Origin of the sequence: Xanthomonas sp. JAI131, assembly GCF_013410075.1 — a bacterium.
GTDB classification, from domain to species: domain Bacteria; phylum Pseudomonadota; class Gammaproteobacteria; order Xanthomonadales; family Xanthomonadaceae; genus Xanthomonas_A; species Xanthomonas_A bonasiae.
In genome coordinates this window covers 285,656-306,529 of the sequence record NZ_JACCCN010000006.1, presented here as the reverse complement: position 1 = coordinate 306,529, position 20,874 = coordinate 285,656, and the positions used below count along the sequence as shown (strand labels likewise).

At 69.4% G+C, this 20,874-nt stretch carries 22 protein-coding genes; 11 read left to right on the top strand and 11 right to left on the bottom strand.

Features of this window, described 5'->3' with window-relative positions:
• Nucleotides 1-74: 74 nt before the first annotated feature.
• Entirely contained in the window at nt 75-1,355 is a 1,281-nt protein-coding gene (locus tag HDC36_RS22825; protein ID WP_179571141.1) for an acetyl-CoA C-acetyltransferase, read from the top strand.
• A 220-nt stretch (nt 1,356-1,575) separates the two neighbouring features.
• The gene (locus tag HDC36_RS22820) at nt 1,576-2,145 is read left to right on the top strand and encodes a hypothetical protein (protein WP_179571140.1); all 570 of its coding nucleotides are present in this window, start codon (nt 1,576-1,578) and stop codon (nt 2,143-2,145) included.
• A gap of 114 nt (nt 2,146-2,259) precedes the next feature.
• Here the strand turns inward: HDC36_RS22820 and HDC36_RS22815 are convergent, their stop codons facing one another.
• From HDC36_RS22815 to HDC36_RS22805, 3 genes are all read right to left on the bottom strand, one after another.
• On the bottom strand, nt 2,260-3,528 hold the full coding sequence (locus tag HDC36_RS22815) for a heme biosynthesis HemY N-terminal domain-containing protein (protein ID WP_179571139.1): 1,269 nt from the start codon (nt 3,526-3,528) through the stop codon (nt 2,260-2,262).
• Nucleotides 3,525-4,502: a uroporphyrinogen-III C-methyltransferase gene (locus tag HDC36_RS22810; protein ID WP_179571138.1), complete on the bottom strand. Its 978-nt coding sequence runs from the start codon at nt 4,500-4,502 to the stop codon at nt 3,525-3,527. The genes HDC36_RS22815 and HDC36_RS22810 overlap by 4 nt, the downstream gene beginning before the upstream one ends.
• Nucleotides 4,503-4,621: 119 nt before the next feature.
• Complete coding sequence (locus tag HDC36_RS22805) at nt 4,622-5,407, bottom strand: uroporphyrinogen-III synthase (protein WP_179571137.1); 786 nt, start codon at nt 5,405-5,407, stop codon at nt 4,622-4,624.
• Nucleotides 5,408-5,440: 33 nt separating this feature from the next.
• Between HDC36_RS22805 and HDC36_RS22800 the strand changes: the two genes are divergently transcribed.
• The 5 genes from HDC36_RS22800 (at nt 5,441) to HDC36_RS22780 (ending at nt 8,507) form a co-directional block, all read left to right on the top strand.
• On the top strand, nt 5,441-5,911 hold the full coding sequence (locus HDC36_RS22800) for a YiiD C-terminal domain-containing protein (protein WP_179571136.1): 471 nt from the start codon (nt 5,441-5,443) through the stop codon (nt 5,909-5,911).
• A gap of 37 nt (nt 5,912-5,948) precedes the next feature.
• Nucleotides 5,949-6,368: a hypothetical protein gene (locus tag HDC36_RS22795; protein ID WP_179571135.1), complete on the top strand. Its 420-nt coding sequence runs from the start codon at nt 5,949-5,951 to the stop codon at nt 6,366-6,368.
• Nucleotides 6,369-6,421: 53 nt separating this feature from the next.
• Nucleotides 6,422-6,856 carry a rhodanese-like domain-containing protein gene (locus HDC36_RS22790; RefSeq protein ID WP_179571134.1) on the top strand — a complete coding sequence of 145 codons (435 nt, stop codon included), beginning with the start codon at nt 6,422-6,424 and terminating at the stop codon, nt 6,854-6,856.
• Nucleotides 6,857-6,944: 88 nt separating this feature from the next.
• The gene (secB, locus tag HDC36_RS22785) at nt 6,945-7,463 is read left to right on the top strand and encodes a protein-export chaperone SecB (RefSeq protein ID WP_179571133.1); all 519 of its coding nucleotides are present in this window, start codon (nt 6,945-6,947) and stop codon (nt 7,461-7,463) included.
• Nucleotides 7,464-7,481: 18 nt separating this feature from the next.
• The gene (locus HDC36_RS22780; protein ID WP_179571132.1) at nt 7,482-8,507 is read left to right on the top strand and encodes an NAD(P)H-dependent glycerol-3-phosphate dehydrogenase; all 1,026 of its coding nucleotides are present in this window, start codon (nt 7,482-7,484) and stop codon (nt 8,505-8,507) included.
• 165 nt (nt 8,508-8,672) lie between these two features.
• Here HDC36_RS22780 and HDC36_RS22775 read toward each other — a convergent pair whose 3' ends face one another.
• The 4 genes from HDC36_RS22775 to HDC36_RS22760 all read right to left on the bottom strand — a co-directional run bounded on the left by HDC36_RS22775 (nt 8,673) and on the right by HDC36_RS22760 (nt 11,756).
• Nucleotides 8,673-9,245 carry an Ax21 family protein gene (locus HDC36_RS22775; protein WP_179571131.1) on the bottom strand — a complete coding sequence of 191 codons (573 nt, stop codon included), beginning with the start codon at nt 9,243-9,245 and terminating at the stop codon, nt 8,673-8,675.
• A gap of 346 nt (nt 9,246-9,591) precedes the next feature.
• On the bottom strand, nt 9,592-10,260 hold the full coding sequence (locus HDC36_RS22770) for an SDR family oxidoreductase (RefSeq protein ID WP_179571130.1): 669 nt from the start codon (nt 10,258-10,260) through the stop codon (nt 9,592-9,594).
• 113 nt (nt 10,261-10,373) lie between these two features.
• Nucleotides 10,374-10,847: an SRPBCC family protein gene (locus HDC36_RS22765; protein ID WP_179571129.1), complete on the bottom strand. Its 474-nt coding sequence runs from the start codon at nt 10,845-10,847 to the stop codon at nt 10,374-10,376.
• A gap of 39 nt (nt 10,848-10,886) precedes the next feature.
• Nucleotides 10,887-11,756, bottom strand: a complete 870-nt coding sequence (locus tag HDC36_RS22760) for an NmrA/HSCARG family protein (RefSeq protein WP_179571128.1) — start codon at nt 11,754-11,756, stop codon at nt 10,887-10,889.
• Nucleotides 11,757-11,866: 110 nt separating this feature from the next.
• On the opposite strand from HDC36_RS22760, the gene HDC36_RS22755 reads away from it, so the two are divergent.
• Complete coding sequence (locus HDC36_RS22755) at nt 11,867-12,748, top strand: LysR family transcriptional regulator (RefSeq protein WP_179571127.1); 882 nt, start codon at nt 11,867-11,869, stop codon at nt 12,746-12,748.
• Nucleotides 12,749-12,921: 173 nt separating this feature from the next.
• Here the strand turns inward: HDC36_RS22755 and HDC36_RS22750 are convergent, their stop codons facing one another.
• From HDC36_RS22750 to HDC36_RS22735, 4 genes are all read right to left on the bottom strand, one after another.
• Nucleotides 12,922-13,329, bottom strand: coding sequence for a DUF2000 domain-containing protein (locus HDC36_RS22750; RefSeq protein WP_179571126.1), 408 nt, complete (start codon nt 13,327-13,329; stop codon nt 12,922-12,924).
• A 52-nt stretch (nt 13,330-13,381) separates the two neighbouring features.
• Nucleotides 13,382-14,233, bottom strand: coding sequence for an AraC family transcriptional regulator (locus HDC36_RS22745; RefSeq protein WP_179571125.1), 852 nt, complete (start codon nt 14,231-14,233; stop codon nt 13,382-13,384).
• Between the two features lie 302 nt (nt 14,234-14,535).
• Nucleotides 14,536-15,015: a tRNA (cytidine(34)-2'-O)-methyltransferase gene (locus HDC36_RS22740; RefSeq protein ID WP_179571124.1), complete on the bottom strand. Its 480-nt coding sequence runs from the start codon at nt 15,013-15,015 to the stop codon at nt 14,536-14,538.
• A 51-nt stretch (nt 15,016-15,066) separates the two neighbouring features.
• A complete protein-coding gene (locus HDC36_RS22735) occupies nt 15,067-15,543 on the bottom strand; it encodes a hypothetical protein (RefSeq protein ID WP_179571123.1) in 477 nt (158 codons plus the stop codon).
• A gap of 412 nt (nt 15,544-15,955) precedes the next feature.
• Here HDC36_RS22735 and HDC36_RS22730 point away from each other — a divergent pair, with 412 nt between their 5' ends.
• From HDC36_RS22730 to HDC36_RS22720, 3 genes are all read left to right on the top strand, one after another.
• Nucleotides 15,956-18,832, top strand: coding sequence for a pitrilysin family protein (locus HDC36_RS22730; RefSeq protein ID WP_179571122.1), 2,877 nt, complete (start codon nt 15,956-15,958; stop codon nt 18,830-18,832).
• Nucleotides 18,833-19,434: 602 nt separating this feature from the next.
• Nucleotides 19,435-19,752, top strand: a complete 318-nt coding sequence (locus tag HDC36_RS22725; protein ID WP_179571121.1) for a DUF4156 domain-containing protein — start codon at nt 19,435-19,437, stop codon at nt 19,750-19,752.
• A 102-nt stretch (nt 19,753-19,854) separates the two neighbouring features.
• The gene (locus HDC36_RS22720) at nt 19,855-20,871 is read left to right on the top strand and encodes a 3-oxoacyl-ACP synthase III (RefSeq protein ID WP_179571120.1); all 1,017 of its coding nucleotides are present in this window, start codon (nt 19,855-19,857) and stop codon (nt 20,869-20,871) included.
• The last annotated feature ends 3 nt before the right edge of the window (nt 20,872-20,874 follow it).

The following is a 20,874-nucleotide window of genomic DNA, read 5'->3' as shown; positions in this document are numbered from 1 at the left end:
AAAGCTACACTCGCTTCATTATGCCTGCGCTAACGTGCAGGCCATGTCCCCGACCCCTCGCGCGAGGTAATCCCATGCCAGTAGCCCGTCCCGTCGCCATTCTCGGCGGCGTCCGTATTCCGTTTTGCCGGCAGAACACGGCGTATGCGGATGTCGGGAACCTCGGCATGTCGGTGCGCACGCTGGGCGCGCTGGTCGAGCGCTACGGCCTGCACGGCCAGCAGCTGGGCGAGGTGGCGATGGGGGCGGTGATCAAGCACTCCAGCGACTGGAACCTGGGCCGCGAGGCCGCGCTGTCGTCGGGGCTGTCGCCGCTGACGCCGGGCATCACCCTGCAGCGCGCCTGCGGCACCAGCCTGGACAGCATCATCACCGTGGCCAACAAGATCGCGCTGGGGCAGATCGAGTCGGGCATCGGCGGCGGTTCGGACACCACGTCGGAAGTGCCGATCGTGTACGGCAAGAAGCTGCGCGCGCGGCTGCTGGCCGCCAACCGCGCCAAGACCACCGGCGACAAGATCCGCGCGCTGACCCGCAGCTTCAAGTTCGCCGAACTCAAGCCCGAGTTCCCCGGCGTGGCCGAGCCGCGCACCGGCAAGAGCATGGGCGACCACTGCGAGGACATGGCCAAACAGTGGAACATCGCGCGCGATTCGCAGGACGCCTGGGCGGTGTCCTCGCACCACAAGCTGGCCGCGGCCTACGAGCGCGGCTTCTTCGCCGACCTGATCGCGCCGTTCCGCGGCGTGGAGCGCGACAACATCCTGCGCGCCGACACCTCGCTGGAAAAGCTCGCCACGCTGAAGCCGGCGTTCGACAAGACCAGCGGCCGCGGCACCCTGACCGCGGCCAACTCCACGCCGCTGACCGACGGCGCCGCCGCGGTGCTGCTGGCCTCGGAGGAATGGGCGCAGGCGCACGGCCATGTGCCGATGGCGTACCTGCGCGATGCGCAGGTCGCCGCGGTGGACTTCGTGCACGGCGAAGGCCTGCTGATGGCGCCGACCATCGCCGTGCCGGACATGCTCAAGCGGCACAACCTGAGCCTGCAGGACTTCGATATCTACGAAATCCATGAGGCCTTCGCCGCGCAGGTGCTGTGCACGCTGCGCGCCTGGGAGAGCGAGGACTACTGCCGAACCCGGCTCGGCCTGGACGCGCCGCTGGGGCAGATCGATCCGGCCAAGATCAATCCGCTGGGGTCCTCGCTGGCCACCGGCCATCCGTTCGCGGCGACCGGCGCGCGCATCGTCGCCACGGTGGCCAAGCAGTTGGTCGAACGCGGCGGCGGGCGGGCGCTGATCTCGATCTGCACCGCCGGCGGCATGGGCGTGGTGGCGATCGTCGAGCGCTGAGCCGCGGCATGCGGCCAGCGCGCCTGGGGCGCCGGGCCGCGAAAGCGCGCAGGGCGATAGCGCCGGGCCCGAAGGCGCCGCTCGACGCGGCCACGACCGCCGCATCGTCGAATAGGTTTTTCCCCCGCCATCGCCCGCCAGCAGCGCTTGCCGCTGCGCTACCATGCGCGCCGATCCGCCTGCACGATGCAGGCCGAACGGCGCGCAGGGGGCGCATGCCATGAACCAGCTCGACAGCTTCAATCCGTATCAGGCGCCCGACGCCGCCATCCAGGCCACCACCATGCCGCCGCTGCCGGGCGAGACGCTGTGGCGCGACGGCGACGACCTGCTGTGCCTGCGCGATACGCCGTTCCCGGCGCATTGCGTCAAATGCGGGGTGGCGTTGCGCAACGACGAACTGAAGAAGCGCACGTTCTACTGGCACGCGCCGGGCTGGTACGTGCTGATCCTGGTGAGCGTGGTGATCTATGCGATCGCGGCGCTGATCGCGCGCAAGCGCAGCAGCCATGTGCTCGGCATGTGCGCGGAGCATCGGCGCCGGCGCAACCGCTTCGTGCTGCTCACGGCAGCTGCGTTCGTGGTCGCGCCGCTGCTGGGGTTTGCCGTCGGCGACGAAGCCGGGCTCTGGCTGGGCCTGGGGCTGTTCCTGGCCATGCTGGTCGCCGGCCTGCTCGGCGCGCGCATCCTAGTGCCGCGGCGCATGGACGAGCGCTATGCGCGCTACAAGGGTGTGGCGCCCGCATTCCTGGCGCGCCTGCCGGCGCTGCCGGCCGCGTTGCGGCGCTGAGCCGCTTGGTTCGGCCGGCCTGGCGCTGGCCTCGCCATCGTTGAATGAGAAAGCCGGCGCCGGCTGCAGCCGACGCCGGCCTCGGTCAACGGTGCGTCATCCCTGCTGCCGCACTCATTCCTGCAGGCGCGGGAACCCGTGTTCGTCGCGGCGTTCGTCGCTGCCCGGATCCGGGTCGATCGGCACCACCGGCGCGCTGGTCGCAGGCAGCGGCTGGGCCAGTTCGCCGCGTTGCACGCGCAGCGCGTTGGCGTAGCAGCGCTGCGCCATGAAGGAGTCGCCGGCCTCGGCATGGCCATCGCCGAACGCCTCCCAGGCCTCTGCGCCGGCGCCCAGCGCCAGCGCGCGATGCAGGAATTCTTCCGACTGCGGCCATTGCTGTTGCTGATGCGCCAGCCGCGCCAGGGTCAGCAGCAGGCCCGGGCTGTCCGGATGGCTCTGCAGCCAGCGCTGCGCGCTGGCGCGGCGCGAATCGTATTTCTCCACCGGCAGGCGCCCGTACAGCGCCGCCAGGCCTTCGTCCCAGCGCGTCTCCAGGGCCTGTTCCACGGCGCGCAGCGCCGCGTCGTCCCAGTGCAGCGCGGCGGCGCGGGTGGCATAGGCCTCGACCACGGCCGGTTCGCTGCGCTGCGACTTGGGCAGGCTTTCCCAGCGTTCGGCCAGCGCGTTGGCATCGTCCGCCTGCTGCAGCGAGGCGGCGGCCAGGCGCGATTCCAACGGGCCGATCGCGTCCAGCGGCAAGGCCTGCTGCTGGCGGATCGCACCAAGCTGGCCATAGGCCTCGCCGGCGCGGCCGATGCTGGTCAGCGCCTCGGTGCGCAGCAGCAACCCGCGCGGCGGCAACGGCTGCGCCGCGGCCACGTCCAGCGCATTGATCGCATCGACCGGACGTTGCTGGGCCAGAAGGCGTTCGCCCTGCAGCAGCGCGTGCGCGCCGGCGTCGCGCTCGCTCAGGCGCTGCAGATAGCGGTTGGCCGCCTCCGCGTCGGCGCGCGCATCGGCCACGCGGACCGCTGCGACCAGGGCGATGGCGCTGACGTCGGGATCTTCCGCAGCGGCATTGAGCTGTTTCTCTGCGCGCGCCCACTGGCCGTTGTGCAGCGCGGTCAGGCCTTCGATCAGGCGCGCGCGCGATTGCTTGCGGCGATGCCGGCCCCAGGCGCGGAACGGGAAGCTGAGCAGATTCCACAGCAGCAACAGCACCAGGAAGGCGATCACCAGCAGCAGCGCCGCCTGCGGCAGCGGCGAGATGTAGTCGTTGCCGCCGGCGCGCACGATCACTTCGCCGAGGTCGCCCAGCTTGTCCTGCGCCAGCCACTGCGCGCCGATCACGCCCAGGGCGATCACCACCAGCAACACGATCAGGGAACGGAGGGATTTCATGGTTGGCTCCTTGCGTCGCGCATGTTGCGCAACTGCTGCAGGGTGGTGCCCAGCTCCGGGACGGCCGGGCGCAGGGCGGCGTTGCGCAGGGTCTGCAATGTGGCACGGCGTTCGCGCAGCGGCGCCGAATCGGGCCACAGGCGTTGCAGCCAGGTGCCGGCGCGGGTCAGCGCGCCGCGGTAGCCGCGCGCGTCGCCACGCTCCAGTGCGGCGCGCGCCAGGCTCAGGTCCAGCTGCAGCGCATCGCGGGCGGCGATCCGCTCCGAACGCGCGACCAGCACGCCGCCCTGGGCGGGGCGGATCTTGACCAGCGGCGACAGCAGCCGTTGCCACAGCGGCGCTTGCGTGCGCTCGGGCAGTTGCGTGGGCAATGCCTCCAGGCTGGCGGCGAAGGCGTCCAACTGCGCCGACAGCCGCGCCTGCGGCCCTTCGCCGAGCGCGTCCAGCGCGGTGCGTTCCTGCAGCAGCACCTGGCGCAGGTTGAGATAGCGCGGATCGTCCACGCCTTCCAGCACGCCGCTGGCCAGCGCATAGGCGCGGCGGGCGCCCTGGGTATCGCCGGCCACGTCCAGGCGCTGCTGGCCCTGGCTCAGCAGCAGTTCCACCTCGTCCAGGCGCAGCGCCTGCGCGCCGTGGCGATTGGAGTCGGCGAGCTTGGCGACGTTGTCTTCGAGCAACGCGCTGCGCTGGCTGAGGCCGAGCATCTCGTCGCGCAGCACGCGGTTGGTGCTGGCCGCATCCTGTACCCGCTGCACGGTGGCGCGCTGGTCGCGGCGCAGGGTTTCCAGGTTCTGTTGCAGGGCCTGCAACTGCAGTTGGGTCTCCGATTGCTCGGCCAGCGCGCGCGCGTTGCGCGCCTGCCACCACTCCCAGCCGCGCCAACCGGCCAGCGCGAGCGCAGCCAGCATGGCCAGTACCAGAAGCAGCCAGATCCAGCGCGTGGAGCGGCGGGGCGTGGACGAGATTTCGGTCATCGGCGGGGGCATCCTTATAGCCTGCGTCCCGTCGCGACGATGGCGACGGCCGGACCCACGGCACGCGGGAGCATGGCGTGAGCGGCACCGCGCCCGCAAGCCGGGGGGGCGGCGCGCGTTCAGCGAGGTGGCGAGCGCGTTACGGCCGCGGCGGCGGCGGCGGCCAGTTGCTGCGGCAGCGGACCGGCGGCGCGCGCGATGTCGGCGAAGCCGAGTTCGGCCGCCTGCGCGGCCAGCCGCGCGCTGGCCGCGACCAGCGGCCGCGCGCGCCAGGCTGCGGTCAGGTCGTCGGGCAGGCGGTCCAGCACCAGCCGCAGCGCCTCGCCGCTGCTCAGCGCCAGCACGCCCGGCGCCGCGGCGCGCAGCCGGGCGATGCGCGCCGCGGACAGGGGCACCGGCACCCGGCGGTAGACATCGGCGCGCTGCAGCGGCGTGCCGCGCGCCTGCAGCTGCGCGGCGATCAGGCCACGCCCGCCGGGCGCGGTGACCAGGCCGACGGCGCCATCGCGGGCGGCCAGCTGCGGCAAGGCCAGCAGGCCATCGCTGTCCATCCGTTCCGGCACCGCGACCTCGGCGATGCCATGGCGCTGCAGCGCGCGTGCGGTGCCGGCGCCCACCGCCAGCCAGCATTGCCCGGGCGCCGCCGCCAGCGGCTGCAGCGCCGCGGCCGCGCGCACGGCTGCCGGACTGCTGAAGAGCACCCGCGGCGCGGCCAGCGCCAGCGCCAGCGCGGTGCGCGTGGCGGCGTCGTCGCAGGCGTGCAGGCGCCATGGCGAGACTGCCAGCAGCCGCGCGCCGACCCGTGCCGCGGCGCGGCGCAGCGGCGCGTGCTCGCCCTGCGGGCGCAGCGAGATCAGGGTCCAGGCCGCGGCGGCAACGGTTGCATGTGCGCTCATGCCAGGCATTATGCGAGCCCCCACCGGCAGCACAATCGCACCATGGCAGCGGATCTTCCTTTCGATGCGTTCCTGCAGCAGTTGCAGCGGCAGTTCGATGCGATGCCGCCGGTGGCGGCGCTGCAGGTCGCGCTGCAGGGTTATGCCGATCAGCGCTTGCACGTGGTCGCGCCGCTGGCGGCCAACCTCAACGACAAGGGCAACGCCTTCGGCGGCAGCCTGGGCTCGGTGATGACCCTGGCCGGCTGGGCACTGGTCAATTGCGAGCTGCACCGCGCCGGCCTGCAGGCCGACGTCTACGTCGCCGATACCCAGGTGCGCTACCTGGCGCCGCTGTATGCCGACCTGCACGCGCAGGCCGGCGCCGATGCGCAGGCCGACTGGGACACCTTCGTGCAGACCTTCCGCCAGCGCGGCCGTGCCCGGATCGGCATCCAGGCCCAGGTCGGCCCGGCCGATGCCGCCGCCGCGGCGACGCTGAGCGGGCGTTTCGTCGCCATCGCGAAAGGGTAGGATGCGCGCACCGCTCGCGCCCATCCGGAAACCCGCCATGCACTCGACGTTCCGCGCCCTGGCGCTGCTGCTGGTGCTGGGTTTCGCCGGCACCGCGCTGGCCGCCAGCCGCAGCCAGCAGAACAAGCTCGACGATCTGCAGACCGCCTACGGCACCGCGATCCGCTGGAGCGAGTTCGAGTCGGCCTGGGAAGCGGTGGATCCGGCCTACCGGCAGGCGCACCCGCTGACCGATCTGCAACTGGAGCGCTACCGCCAGGTGCAGGTCTCCTCCTACAAGGTCGGGCGGGTCGGCGCGCTGGACGGCGACGCGGTACGCGACATCGAACTGGGCGTGATCAACCGCAATACCCAGGCCGAGCGCATCGTGCGCTACCGCGAGCGCTGGCGCTGGGACGCGCAGGCCAAGACCTGGTGGCTGCTGGACGGCCTGCCGGACTTGTGGAACGGCCAGTAGCGCCGCCGGCCAGCTGTGCGACAATCGGCGCCCGCTTCCAGCCCCCTATTCCTGTGAACTTCGAAGAACTGCTGGCCTTCGCCGGCCGCAACCCGATGCTGGCCCTGGCCCTGGTCGGCCTGACCATCGCCCTGATCGTCACCGAAATCGCGCGCCTGTTCCGCGGCTTCAAGACCCTGCGCCCGGCCGAACTGACCCTGCTGATCAATGCCGGCAACGCGGTCCTGGTCGACCTGTCGGCCGCGGCCGACTTCGAGAAGGGCCATATCGCCGGCAGCCGCAACGCCACGCCGAGCCAGTTCGGCCCCGAGCACAAGCTGGTGGCCAACGCCAAGTCCTCGCCGGTGGTGCTGGTGTGCCGCACCGGCAACACCGCCGACGCCGCCGCCAAGCAGCTGAAGAAGGCCGGCTTCGAGCAGGTCTACGTGCTCGACGGCGGCATCGCCGCCTGGCAGCAGGCCGATCTGCCGCTGGTCAAGGGCCGCTGATCGCGCGTCCCGGCCGGGCGCCGAGCGCCGCGGCCGGCATGTGATAATCCCGAATCTTTCTGTTACCTGAATCCACCGGAGTCAAGAAATGTCCGACGTCACCAACAACGGCGCCACGGCGCCGGCCGAAGCCGCAGCCGGCCCCGCTTTCACCATCGAGAAGATCTACGTCAAGGACGTATCCTTCGAGTCGCCGAACGCGCCGGCGGTGTTCAACGACAACGTGCAGCCGGAGTTGCAGCTCAACCTCAACCAGCGCGTGCAGCGCCTGAACGAGCAGGCCTTCGAAGTGGTGCTCGCGGTGACCCTGACCTGCACCGCCGCCGGCAAGACCGCCTACGTGGCCGAAGTGCAGCAGGCCGGCGTGTTCGGCCTGGTCGGCCTGGACCCGCAGGCGGTGGACGTGCTGCTCGGCACGCAGTGCCCGAACATCCTGTTCCCGTACGTGCGTTCGCTGGTCAGCGACCTGATCCAGGCCGGCGGCTTCCCGCCGTTCTTCCTGCAGCCGATCAACTTCGAAGCGCTGTACGCCGAAACCCTGCGCCAGCGCGCGCAGCAGGGCGAGACCCAGTCGCTGGCCGACTCGGAGCCGGCCGGCAACGCCTGAGCGCGTCCGCCGTTGCGCATGCGCGATAACCCTGCGAAGAAGATCGCCGTCCTCGGCGCCGGTTCCTGGGGCACCGCCCTGGCCGCGCTCGTCGCCCGGCACGGTTTCCCGACCGTGCTGTGGGGGCGCGACGCCGTCGTCGCCGAGGCGATCCAGCAGCGCCACGAGAACCCGCGCTACCTGCCGCAGATCCCGCTGCCGGCGAGCCTGCAGGCCACCACCGACCTGGCGGCGGCCGTGCACGGCGCCGACTGGATCCTGGTGGTGGTGCCGTCGCATGCGTTCACCGAAACCCTGCACCAGCTGGCGCCGCTGCGCCCGCCGCAGGCCGGCGTGGCCTGGGCGACCAAGGGCTTCGAGCCCGGATCCGGGCGCTTCCTGCATGAGGTGGCGCAGCAGATCCTGGGCGAGGACGTGCCGCTGGCGGTGGTGACCGGGCCGTCGTTCGCCAAGGAAGTGGCGCTGGACCTGCCGACCGCGGTGACCGTGCACGGCGATGCCGCGTTCGCGCAGCAGGTCGCCGACGCGATGCACGGCCCCACGTTCCGCGCCTACACCGGCGACGACATGGTCGGTGCCGAGCTGGGCGGGGCGATGAAGAACGTGCTGGCGGTGGCCACCGGCGTGGCCGACGGCATGGAGCTGGGCCTGAACGCCCGCGCCGGCCTGATCACCCGCGGGCTCAACGAGATGCTGCGGCTGGCCGCGGCGATCGGCGGCAAGCCGGAAACGCTGATGGGCCTGGCCGGACTCGGCGATCTGGTGCTGACCTGCACCGGCGACCTGTCGCGCAACCGGCGCCTGGGCCTGGCCCTGGGCCGCGGGCAGACCCTGCCTGACGCGGTTCGCGCGATCGGCCAGGTGGTCGAGTCGGTGCAGACCGCCGACGAAGTGATGCGCCAGGCCGAACGCCATGGCATCGACCTGCCGATCTCCAACGCGGTGCGCGCGGTGCTGCACGGCGAACTGACCCCGGCGGTCGGCCTGCAGCAGTTACTGGCCCGCGAGCAGAAGCCGGAGTACCCGACCACGCTGTTCAGCTGATCGCGCGTTGTTCCAGACACGAAAAAGCCCGGCCGAAGCCGGGCTTTTTCGTGTCTGCGGCCACTTGGCCCGAACGCCGCGCAAAAAAGAAGCCCGGTCCTGGGACCGGGCTTCGAACCGCGCGCAGCGGAGAGAGACGCGGCGCGCAGCGCTACGCGGTGCCGCTTACCAGCTGAAACGCGGGCCGACGAACCATTCCTTGTCGCCATCGCGGTTCATCTTCAGGTCCGCGCTCAGGCCCCAGTTCTGGTTGAGCTTGGCCTGGGCGCCGAGGCGGCCGTAGAACTCGCCGTCCGGGTTGATGCCGTCCTTCTTGGTGTAGTCCTCGTAACCGCCCAGCGCATACACCTCGAGGTACGGGTTGAACGCGGTACGGATGCCCACTTCGGCGCTGTAGCCGTTGAACTTGGTGCCGTATTCCGGGTCGAAGCGGTTGTAGGCCACGCGGGTCACCAGGTCGGTGCTGGTCGAGATCTCGTGGTTGTAGCCGGCGCCGATGCGCCACTGGTCGACGTCGACGTCGCCGAAATCGGTCTTCTGGCGGTTGAAGTCGCCGAACACGCTGAAGTTCGGGTTGATCGCGTAGGAGCCCTTGATGGCCCAACCATCCGCGTCGCCGCCGCTGGCGTCGGTCTTGATGTAACCGCCTTCGACGTAGTTGTAGGACAGGCCTTCGGCCGCAGAGGCAGCGAACGGCAGAGTGGCCAGGAGGCCGAGAGCGAGCAGAGAAGTCTTCATGATCGGGATACCCTTGTTATTGGTTTAGTCGGCGCTGAGGCGTGGGCCGTTCGCTGCCGATATGTAAATTATCCGTTAGCCACCCGAACTTGCCCTGAATTTCAAACTGACCGGTATATAAATCAGACACCGTGTTCAGGAACTTTCGGAGGCGCGGTTTCGAAGGCGCATGGCCCGCACGGTTCGCGCCGCTACCGGATCACAAGTCGCCGTAGTCCCGGGACGCCAAACCGCCATCGACTCGTTGCCGACAGCGTTGGTCGCTGGCTTCTGGTCGCGGCTACCGCGGCGGGCCGCGTCCGTCTGCTCGTCCGGCGCGGTCGGGGCAATGGCGCGCGCGGTGCGCTTACCAGGTGACCAGCGGCGCGCGATGCAACCAGGCATCGGAGGCCACATGGTCCAGGACGAACGTCGCGACATCCGCCCGCGCGATGCTGCCGCCGCGGAAGCCGGTGAGATCGGTGATCGCGCGGACATCGCCGCGGGCGGGCTTGTCGTTGAGCACGGATGGGCGGACCAGCACCCAGTCGAGGCCGCTGTCGCGGATCAGTGCTTCCTGCCGATTCTTGTCTGCATACACCTTGCGCAGAAGCAATGGAAAGATCAGCTTGTCGAACAGAAATCCGCCGTGTCCTGCGCTGTCGCCGGCCCCCATTCCGGTAATGCCGATCAGGCGTGTGACCTGCTCTGCCTTCATCGCGCTCACGAGCGCCCGCGTCGCGGTGGAGAGCAGGGTGACCTCGCGGCGCGGGCTGGCCGGCGTGCCCAATGCGCTGATGACGGCGTCGCGGTCGCGCAGCGCCTGGCGCAGGATCGTCTCGTCGCGGGCGTCTCCCACGATGAGTCGTGCCCCGCCGAGATGGCGCGCCGCATCGGGCGAACGCACGAGCGCCGCGACGTCGTACCCGCGTGCCACCGCCTGGCCGACGATGAGCCGGCCGGTGCCGCCGGTCGCACCCAGGACCAGAATCTTCGGTCGGTCAGGCGCGATATTGCCGCTGTCGTGCTGTTGCATGTTGGCTTCCTCGGAGGACGGGACGCCTGTTGATAGAGGTCGTCCCAGGGGGATCTCATGTCTCGGCCAGGCGTTTCCTGGCGGAGCCGTTGCGGCGAGAGGCGGACGGTTGTTCAGAGCCTGCCGTCCGCGAGCAGTTCGCGGGTGCGTTTCAGCGTCGATTGCAGCGCCGCCTTGTAGCCCTTGTCGCTGTCGAACTGGGCCTGCTCGGCTTGCTCCTCGGGGCCGCCCGGCTCTTTGCCGCGCAGGCCGAGATAGCAATAGAAGCGCAGCTGCAGCGCTCCGGCCGCGTCCTCGAAAAGCACGTTGACGATCGCGCCTTCGCGCGGGCCGGTGGCCTGGAAGAAGGTGATCTTGCTTTCCGGTTCGAGGACGATGATCTCGCGCAGGTCGGTGCCGGCGATCGTGGCTTCGCGCACGAAGTGCGTCGCGCTTTCCTCCACGACGTCGCAGCGGGTGCACAGGCCCTCGGGCAGGAACAGGCGGGCGTCGCGGGCCTTGAGCAGCAGGCCCTGCCAGGCCTGCGCGCGGGTCAGCGGGAGTTCGCCGGGAGGGTTCACGGCGACGGTGGCGGTCGAATAGATCATGGTGGAGTCCTGGTGGTGTAGGTGCGCAGGCGCTGCTTGTCAGGAGGAGGTCGCGACCCGGGTGGCGAACTCGCGATAGGAGTGGAGCGGGCGACCCAACAGCGTGGTCAGGCGTTCGACGTCGCCGGCGGCGGGGACCATTCCGTCGCTGATGAAACGCTCGCTCATCAGGCGCATGTCGAAGGCCATCCAGCTCGGCATGAACTGGCGCAGGTTCTGCTCGAATGCGGCAGTGTCTTCGCCCGGATAGGAGATCTGGCGGCCCAGCGCGTCGCTCCAGATCGCGGCGACGGCCGCGCCGGTCAGCGTCTCTGGGCCGACCAGGTTGATGCGGTCCAGCGCCAGCGGCACTGCCGACTGCTCGCGGCGCAGCAGTTCGATGGCCGCGACTTCGCCGATGTCGCGCGTGTCGACCATCGCCAGGCCCTTGCTGCCGATCGGCATCGGATACACGCCGTAGCCGCTCACCACGTCCTTGATCGTGAGGTCGTTGTCGATGAAGTAGGCAGGACGCAGGATGGTGGCGTTCAGGCCCATCTGCTCGATCATGCGTTCCACGCCGTACTTGCCCGCGAAGTGCGGCACGTTGACGTACAGGTCGCTGTGGATCACCGACAGATAGACGAACCGCTCGATCCCGGCCTCGCGGGCGACGTTCAGCGCGATCAGGGCCTGGGTGTACTCGTCGGCCACCACCGCGTTGAGCAGAAACAGCGTGGAGACGCCGGAGAAGGCGCCACGCAGCGCGTCGACATCGAGCAGATCGCCCTGGACGACCTCGACGCCTGCCGGCAGGTTGGCCTTGGAGGGGTCGCGGGCCAGCGCGCGGACATCGGCGCCGCGCTTGACGAGGTGTTCGACGACCTGACGGCCGACAGTGCCGGTTGCACCGGTTACGAGAATGGTCATGGTGATGTCCTTGGTTGGGGTTCGGTCTGGGTGTGGGCAAACGATAGGAGGTTCCATATTCAAAACACAGACTCTAAAATATGGACGCCTCGTACCAAATTTGAGACGAAATGGACCTGAACGCCCTGGAAGATTTCCAACTGGTGGCTGCGCACGGCGGCTTCGGCAGAGCCAGCCGCGCCAGTGGCCGGTCCAAAGCGACCCTGTCGCGCCGGGTTGCCGATCTCGAAGACTCCCTGGGCATACGGCTCATCGAGCGAGGCGAGCGCAGCCTGGGCCTGACCGAAGCCGGCCGGATCCTGCTGGCAAGACTCGAGGGGCCGATGCGCGAGGTTGCCGACGCGATCGCGGCGGCGCGGGATGGACTGGCGACCCCGCGAGGCCGGCTGCGTGTCGCAGCGCCGCTGCTGTTCTCGCAAGTGGCGCTGGGACGGCTTGCCGCCGCGTTCCAGGCGCTCCATCCGCAAGTGCAGATAGAAGCCGTCTCCGAGGACCGCGTCGCCGACCTCGTCGACGAGCACTTCGACGTCGCCATCCGCATCAACCCGCGCAAGGACAGCGCGCTGGTCGGCAGGTGTTTCGCCAAGGACCGGTTGGTGCTTGCGGCGGCTCCTGTCGTCGAGATCCCCAAAGGGCGCAAGGGCGAGACGCTGCGCGTCCCGGCCGTGGTGATGCCGTCCTATCGCGACGGCGAGCTGTGGTCCGTCCAGGGCGGCCAGCTCGTGGTCGAACCACAGCCCGTCCTGCGGCTGTCCTCGCTGCTGACGGTCCGCGATGCCGTCACCGCCGGCGCGGGCGCGGCCATGCTGCCGCAGTCGCTCATTGGGCGCCTTCTCGACGAGGGCGAACTGGTCGCGTGGGGCGCGGCCGGCGACGAGGTCGAACTGTGGGTGTTGCACACCTCACGGCGCCTGCAGAGCCCCAAGGTCCGGGCGTTCGTCGAGTTCATATGCGGCCGTTATCCGAGTGGCGTGTTTGTCGTCGACGCATGACCTTGGCCGGCGGCGCACGCCATCCGGATGCGCGGACCGTGCGCCTGCCCCGGGTGCCAGGCATCGCTACGCATCGCCTGGAGCCATCCGCTAACGACCGACCGTGCAGGGGACGGTGCGGCGTGCGGGACAACCCGGGAAGATTCGGCACGGCCGCATCGCCGCGCGCCGCGTCACGGATGCAGGGACAGGCGCTTCGTGGCTTTTTCCACGGCTTTCTTCGGCCCGCGCAACCCGATCCCCACAAGGTTCAGATCGCCCGGGTCTTCCGCGCCGAATGCCTGGCGATTGGCGTCGTCGTGCCCGGTCGCGAACATGGCGAACACATACGGCAGCACGGTGATCTCGCGCTCCAGTCCCACGCGATGCGCGGCCTGCAGTCCGGCGAGGTCGGCCTCGAACACCAGCATCGGTTGCCCGAGCATGTTGCCGTAGCGATGGCCGTTCGCATCGACGTAGGGTTCGCCCATGGCGTCCGGGGCGGCCGATGCGATGCCGGTCGCCAGGAACGCAACGACATTCAACCGTTGCCAGGTCGCCAGGTCGTTGCGGACGATGAGAGCCACTTTGGTGTCGAACATTGGGGAACTCCGTTCTTGCTGGACTGTGGCCATGGTCGGAGCCGCCCAGGATTCAATCTAGAACGCCTGTGCATTGCCGCCTGTAGGCGGCCGGGGTGAGCCGATAGGCGCGCTTGAACCAGCGGCCCAGATGGCTTTGATCGGCAAAGCCGACCTTGAGCGCCACGTCCGCCGGTTCCTGGCCAGTGGCCAGCAGGGCGCGCGCGACGCGCAACCGCAAGCGGACCAGGTACGCGTGCGGCGACAGGCCGAACGTGCGCTGGAATTGCCGGGTGAGGCGGAACCGGTCCATGCCGGCGTAGCCGGCAAGTTCATCGAGGCCGACGTCGCGTTCCATCTGCTCGTGAAGGAAATCCCTGGCCCGCGCCATCCTTGCCGCCGAATCGCGCGCGGGCTGCGCATCCGCGGACAGGTGCGAGGACAGCCGCCGCATCATGCGGTCCAGGCTCTGGTCCCGCGCCAGACGGCCTTCGCCATGATGCACGGCGAGGAACGCCTGCCGTATCGCCGCGCTCAACACCGCGTCGCCGGTCAAGGTGCTCCGGAACACCGGTTGAATCGCGGAGATGTCCCATTGGCCGAGCCGTTGCAGCATCTGCGCCACCCAGGACTGCGGGAGGTAGAGCATCGCGTAGGTGAAGCCGTCCTCCTCGGGCGCATGCCCGTCGTGGACCGCCCCAGGCTCGATCAGGATGGCGCGCCCCGGCGTGCTGGTATGGAGCGATCGATGGCAGTGGAACCGCTGGACTCCCTGCAAGGTGACGCCGACCAGCACTTCGTCGTGATCGTGGGGATCGTAGGCGTGTCCGCGGAAATGCGCGTGCACGCTCTCGATCCCGGTTTCCTGGTCGCGGCGAATCCTGACCCAATCGTCGGTGGTCGTTTTTCGGGAGCTGGAGGTCATAGCGCTACCCTGCAAGCGCGCGGCGGGTAGCGCGCCCGGATCGACTCAGGCGATGTCCCTGACGACCCAGTGTAAGAACGAAGCGTTGCCGACTTCAACCGCAAGCAAAGACGCCGCAATGCACGAGACGCAGCGGCTTTCCGGCGGAACGTCGGCGTGCAGCTTGCGTTCGTTGTCGTGGAGAAGGCCTCATGCCTGCGGCGCCGCCGCCGTGTGCCGGATCGCGTGGCAGTCGTCGTCTGCGTTGCCGCACAGCCCGGCCCGATGGACGTGGCGCCAGCGCCCCGTGCCCTGCCGCGCGTTCAATCCGCGCCGGGGAAGCCCAGCTGCCGCCATGCTTCGAACACCACCACCGCTACCGCGTTGGACAGGTTGAGGCTGCGGTTGTGCGGGCGCATCGGTAGGCGCAGGCGTTGCGCGGGCGGAACCTGTTCCAGCACCTCGGCGGGCAGGCCGCGGGTCTCCGGGCCGAACAGGAACGCATCGCCGTCGGCGAAGGCGGGCGCATCGTAGCGGGTGTCGCTGCGGGTACTCAGGGCGAACAGGCGGCGCGGGGCGATGCTCTGCAACGCGGCGTCCAGCGAAGCGTGGACCTGCAGGCGTGCGTACTCGTGGTAATCCAGGCCGGCGCGTTTGAGCTGCTTGTCCTCGAGGTCGAAGCCGAGCGGCTCGATCAGGTGCAGCTGCGCGCCGGTATTCGCGCAAAGGCGGATGGCATTGCCCGTGTTGGGCGGTATTTCGGGTTGGAACAGCAGGACATGCAGCGTGGGCGTGGCGGTCATCGGCGCAGTTTACGCGCCGGCTCCGGCCTGCGCCGGCGAAGCGTCGCCGGCTCAGCGCGCCAGGCTGGTGGTCAGGTCCTGGCTCAGGTTCTGCAGGCTCGGCTGCAACTGCAGCATCGCGCTGTCCAGGGCGCCGCTGACCACGCTGCCGATCGCGAAGACGCTCTGGGTGTCGGTGCCCGGACGCACCTGCACCGCGGCCAGGGTCACCACGCGCTGGCTGGTCGCCTGCTCGGCATCGCGCTGGGCGATCTGCTCGGCGGACGGACGCACCTGCACCGACGCCAGCGTGGCGATGCGGCTGGACAGTTCGGCATCGCGCTGCGCCAGTTGCTCGGCGGAGGGGCGCACCTGCACCGCGGCCAGGGTGGCGATGCCGCTGTTGCGCTCGAAGGTGCGCTGGGCGATCTGCTCGGCGGAGGGGCGGACCTGCACGCTGTCCAGGGTGGTGACGGTCGGTGCGGCGATGGCCGGCGCGGCGAGCAGGGCGGCGATGGCGAAGGTCAGGGCGAAGGAAGCGGTTTTCATGGCGGGCCTCGTTGGTGTTGTTGAGCAGTGGTGTGGTAGTAATGTAGAACACCTAATCAGGGTGTGCAAGAACTTTCTTCGGTTTTTTCTTTTTATTAAGCTCTCATTCATTATTTGCTTCGACTGCAGTTGTGGCGCCCAGATGCAAAGCAGATCCTGTGCCAACTTCAAGGCATTGTTATTCAAAGTTTTTTTTGCGAGCCGTGTGTCCGCGGGCGGACACCCGGTCGCTTGCGTACGTCCGTCTTCGGCCTGCCGGTCACCGTTGCGGCAGCGGCGTTGGCGCATCGCGTTCAGGATCGGAAGCGCCGGCCACGCTCGGAAACGGGCCGAAAGGCATACGCGGGCGCGGCGGCGGCCCGTTACGATCGAGGCCTGTTGTCCTTCCACTCATTTCTCAAAAGGAACTTGCATGACCGTGTCGATCCGCCCCCGTGGGGCGCTGCTGGCCATCGCCCTGTCCACCGCGCTCGGCGCGCTGAGCTACGCGCCGCCGTCGAGTGCGGCCAGGCCGCCGGCTGCGGCGAAAGTGGACATCGCGTTCGAGCAGTTCACCCTGCCCAATGGCCTGCGCGTGGTGGTGCATACCGATCGCAAGGCGCCGATCGTGGCGGTCAACCTCTGGTACCACGTCGGCGCCAAGGACGAGCCGGCCGGGCGCACCGGTTTCGCGCACCTGTTCGAACACCTGATGTTCCAGGGCAGCGAGAACCACAGCGGCGAATTCTTCGAACCGTTCAAGCAGGTCGGCGCCACCGACCAGAACGGCACCACCAACAGCGACCGCACCAACTATTTCGAGAACGTGCCGACCACCGCGCTGGACATGGCGCTATGGATGGAGTCCGACCGCATGGGCCACCTGGTCGGCGCCATCGACCAGGCCGCGCTCGACGAACAGCGCGGCGTGGTCCAGAACGAGAAGCGCCAGGGCGAGAACCAGCCCTACGGCCAGGCCTGGGACAAGCTGAGCCGCGCGCTGTACCCGAAGGGCCACCCGTACCACCACAGCGTGATCGGCTCGATGAACGACCTCAACGCCGCCTCGCTGGCCGACGTGAAGCAGTGGTTCCGCACCTGGTACGGGCCGAACAACGCGGTGCTGGTGCTGGCCGGCGACATCGACGTGGCCACCGCGAAGGAGAAGGTCGCCCGCTATTTCGGCGATATCCCGGCCGGGCCGAGCATGGCGCAGCCGCAGGTCGACGTGGCCCAGCGCACCCAGTCCACCCGCGAGACGATGACCGACAAGGTGCCGCAGGCGCGCATCTACCGGGTCTGGAACGTGGCCCAGACCGGCACCGAGGACATCGATCGCCTGCAGCTGCTGGCGCAGGTGCTGGGCGGCGCCAAGTCGTCGCGGCTGGATCGGCGCCTGGTGCACGAGGACAAGCTGGTCGACCAGATCAGCGCCGGCGCCTGGCCGTCGCAGCTGGGTTCCAGCTTCGGCATCATCGCCACGGTGAAGCAGGGCGTGGATCCGGCCAAGGTCGAGGCGGTGATCGACGAGGAGCTGCGCAAGCTGCTCGACAAGGGGCCGGACAAGGACGAACTGCTACGGGCCAAGACCGCGTTCCGCGCCGGCTTCGTGCGCGGCATCGAGCGCATCGGCGGTTTCGGCGGCAAGGCCGATGCGCTGGCCGAGTGCACGGTGTTCACCGGCGATCCGGGCTGCTTCCGCACCTCGCTGGCCACGATCGAGTCCACCCGCGCGCGCGACCTGAAGGCGGTGGGCCGCAAATGGCTGGGCAAGGGCGACCACACCCTGGTGGTGGAACCGGGCGAGCGCGTGGCGCTGGCCGAGGAGCCGGCCGTGCAGCCGGCGCCGCTGAATCCGCCGCCGGTCGATCCGAAGTACCGCGTGCTGCCCAGCGTCGTCGATCGCAGCGCCGGCCCGCCCAAGACCACCCAGTTCCCGCAGCTGAAGTTCCCGGCGCTGCAACGCGCCACGCTGAAGAACGGCACCCGGCTGATCCTGGCCGAGCGCCACGACGTGCCGGTGGTGCAGTTCAGCTACGAATTCCCGGGCGGCTTCAGCGCCGACCAGGGGCGCAAGTCGGGCACCGCCAACTTCACCATGGGCATGCTCGACGAAGGCGCCGGCAGCTACGACTCGCTGGGCTTCGCCGATGCCGCCGACACGCTGGGCGCCACGCTCAGCGCCGGCGCCTCGCTGGACGGCAGCAACGCCTACCTGTCGGCCTTGAAGGAGAACCTGGCGCCGTCGCTGGCGCTGTACGCCGACATGCTGCGGCGTCCGCGCTTCGAGCAGAAGGAGATCGAGCGGATCAAGGCGAGCTGGATCGCCGGCATCCGCCAGGAGAAGGCGCAGCCCAACGCGGTGGCGATGCGGGTGCTGCCGCCGCTGCTGTACGGCGCCGGCCACCCGTATGCGATCCCGTTCAGCGGCAGCGGCACCGAGCCGGCGATCGCGGCCCTGGAGCGCACCGACCTGGTGGACTTCCAGCGCGACTGGATCCGCCCCGAACAAGCCACCCTGATCGTGGTCGGCGACACCACCCTGGCCGAGGTGGTGCCGCTGCTGGACGCGCAGTTCGGCGACTGGAAGGGCGAGGGCACGGCGCCGTCGCTGCAGGCGCCGGCGGCGGTGGCGCGTCCGAGCAAGCCGCGGGTGTACCTGATCGACCAGCCCGGCGCGGTGCAGGCCAACCTGTTCGCCGCCGAACTGGTGCCGCCGACCACCGATGCGTCCTCGATCCGCTTCGACACCGCCAACGGCGTGCTCGGCGGCGATTTCACCTCGCGATTGAACATGAACCTGCGCGAGAACAAGCACTGGTCGTACGGCGCGCGCAGTTCTGCCTCCAATACGCTGGGCCAGCGCCCGTGGTCGGCCGCCGCGCCGGTGCAGATCGACAAGACCGCGCCGGCGTTGCAGGAGATGCAGAAGGAGATCAGCGCCTTCGCCAGCGGCAAGCTGCCGCCGACGGCGGAGGAAGTGGCGCGGATCCGCAACATCCAGACCCTGAGCCTGCCTGGCGCCTACGAGACCGCCAGTTCGGTGCTCGGTGCGATCGGCGGCATCGTCCGCTACGGGCGGCCCGACGACTACGTGTTCAAGCGCAAGGCCGAGATCGAGGCGATGACCCCGGCGCAGGTGGCGCAGGCCGCCGCGACCCTGGATCCGAACGCACTGACCTGGGTGGTGGTGGGCGACCTGAAGCAGATCGAGCGGCCGGTGCGCGCGCTGAAGCTGGGCGAAGTGACGGTGATCGACGCCGACGGCAAGCCCCAGGGCGCGGCCGCGCCGGTCGCGCCCAAGCGCTGAGGGTGGCGGCCTGCGGGGCCGGGTGAGGATGCGGGCGCAGCCTCGCGCTCAACTCCGCGAGACGCTTCGCGCCGGACCCTCACCCCAACCCCTCTCCCGGTGGGAGAGGGGCTAGTCGGCTGTTCCTTCTCCCATCGGGAGAAGGTGCCCCATAGGGGCGGATGAGGGTACGGGCGCAGCCTCGCGCGCCCAACCCCGCGAGACGCTTCGCGCCGGACCCTCACCCCAACCCCTCTCCCGGCGGGAGAGGGGCTAGTCGGCTGTTCCTTCTCCCCTCGGGAGAAGGTGCCCCGCAGGGGCGGATGAGGGTACGGGCGCAGCCTCGCGCACCCAACTCCGCGAGACGCTTCGCGCCGGACCCTCACCCCACCCCCTCTCGCGGTGGGAGAGGGGCTTAGGCCGTTCCCTTCTCCTTGCGGGGACATGGCTCCTTTCGGGGGACGGTGGCCCACGGGGCCGGACGACGCATGGCGAAGCTTCGCGCACCGGAGCCGCCGTGGCCGGCTCCGGTGCGCATTGCGGCCACCGGGATCCGGCGGCGTCATTGCCAATTCAGCAATCTGCGGCACAATCCGGGTTCTCTCAGCCTGCGGTCCCTCTCCATGCGTCTACCGATCGCGTTGCTCCTGCTCGCCAGTCTCTCCGCCTGCACCTGGGTGCCGATGGCGCCGGAAGGCAAGACCGTGCGCGTACTGCCGCCAGGGCAGGCGCCGGCCGGCTGCGAGAAGCGGGGCGAGGTGGTGGTGTCGGTGAAGAGCAACGTGGGCTTCTACCAGCGCAACCCGCTGCGGGTGCGCGAGGAACTGGAGACCCTGGCGCGCAACGAAGCCCCCGGCGTCGGTGCGAATACCGTGCAGGCGATGGGCGAACCGGTCGACGGCGACCAGCGCTACGGCGCCTATCAGTGCAGCGTTCGCTGAACCGGTTAAGCCATACGCTCTGTTCCAATTTGTTAAAGATGCGATAAAACCGGGCAACCGCTAGAATTGGCGCCCCTTCGCCTTATCCCGGCGTACATCTCGATGCTCTTCAACAATGTCTCCATCGCGGGACTGGCGCATATCGATGCGCCGCACACGCTGACTTCCAAGCAGATCAACGAACGCCTGCAACCGACCTACGACCGTCTCGGCATCCGCACCGACGTGCTCGGCGACATCGCCGGCATCCACGCGCGGCGCATGTGGGATGCGGACATGCAGGCGTCCGATGCGGCCACCCTGGCCGCGCGCAAGGCGATGACCGACGCGGGCATCGACGCCGGCCAGGTCGGGCTGCTGGTCAATACCTCGGTCAGCCGCGACTACCTGGAACCGTCCACCGCCAGCATCGTCTCCGGCAACCTGGGCGTGGGCGAGGAATGCATGACCTTCGACGTCGCCAATGCCTGCCTGGCCTTCATCAACGGCATGGACATCGCGGCGCGGATGATCGAGCGCGGCGAGATCGACTATGCGCTGGTGGTGGACGGCGAGACCGCCAACCTGGTGTACGAGAAGACCCTGGAGCGGATGACCTCCCCGGACGTGACCGCACAGGAATTCCGCGACGAGCTGGCCGCGCTGACCCTGGGCTGCGGCGCCGCGGCGATGGTGATGGCGCGCGCCGAGCTGGTGCCCGACGCCCCGCGCTACCGCGGCGGCGTGACCCGCTCGGCCACCGAGTGGAACACCCTGTGCCGGGGCAACCTGGATCGCATGGTCACCGATACCCGCATGCTGCTGATCGAGGGCCTCAAGCTGGCGCAGAAGACCTTCATCGCCGCCAGGCAGGCGCTGGGCTGGGCGGTGGACGAGCTGGACCAGTTCGTGATCCACCAGGTCAGCCTGCCGCACACCCAGGCCTTCATCAAGAACTTCGGCATCGACCCGAAGAAGGTGATGACCATCTTCGGCGAGCACGGCAACATCGGTCCGGCCAGCGTGCCGATCGTGCTGAGCAAGCTGCGCGAACTGGGGCGCCTGAAGAAGGGCGACCGGATCGCGCTGATGGGCATCGGCTCGGGCCTGAACTGCTCGATGGCCGAGGTGGTCTGGTAGCGG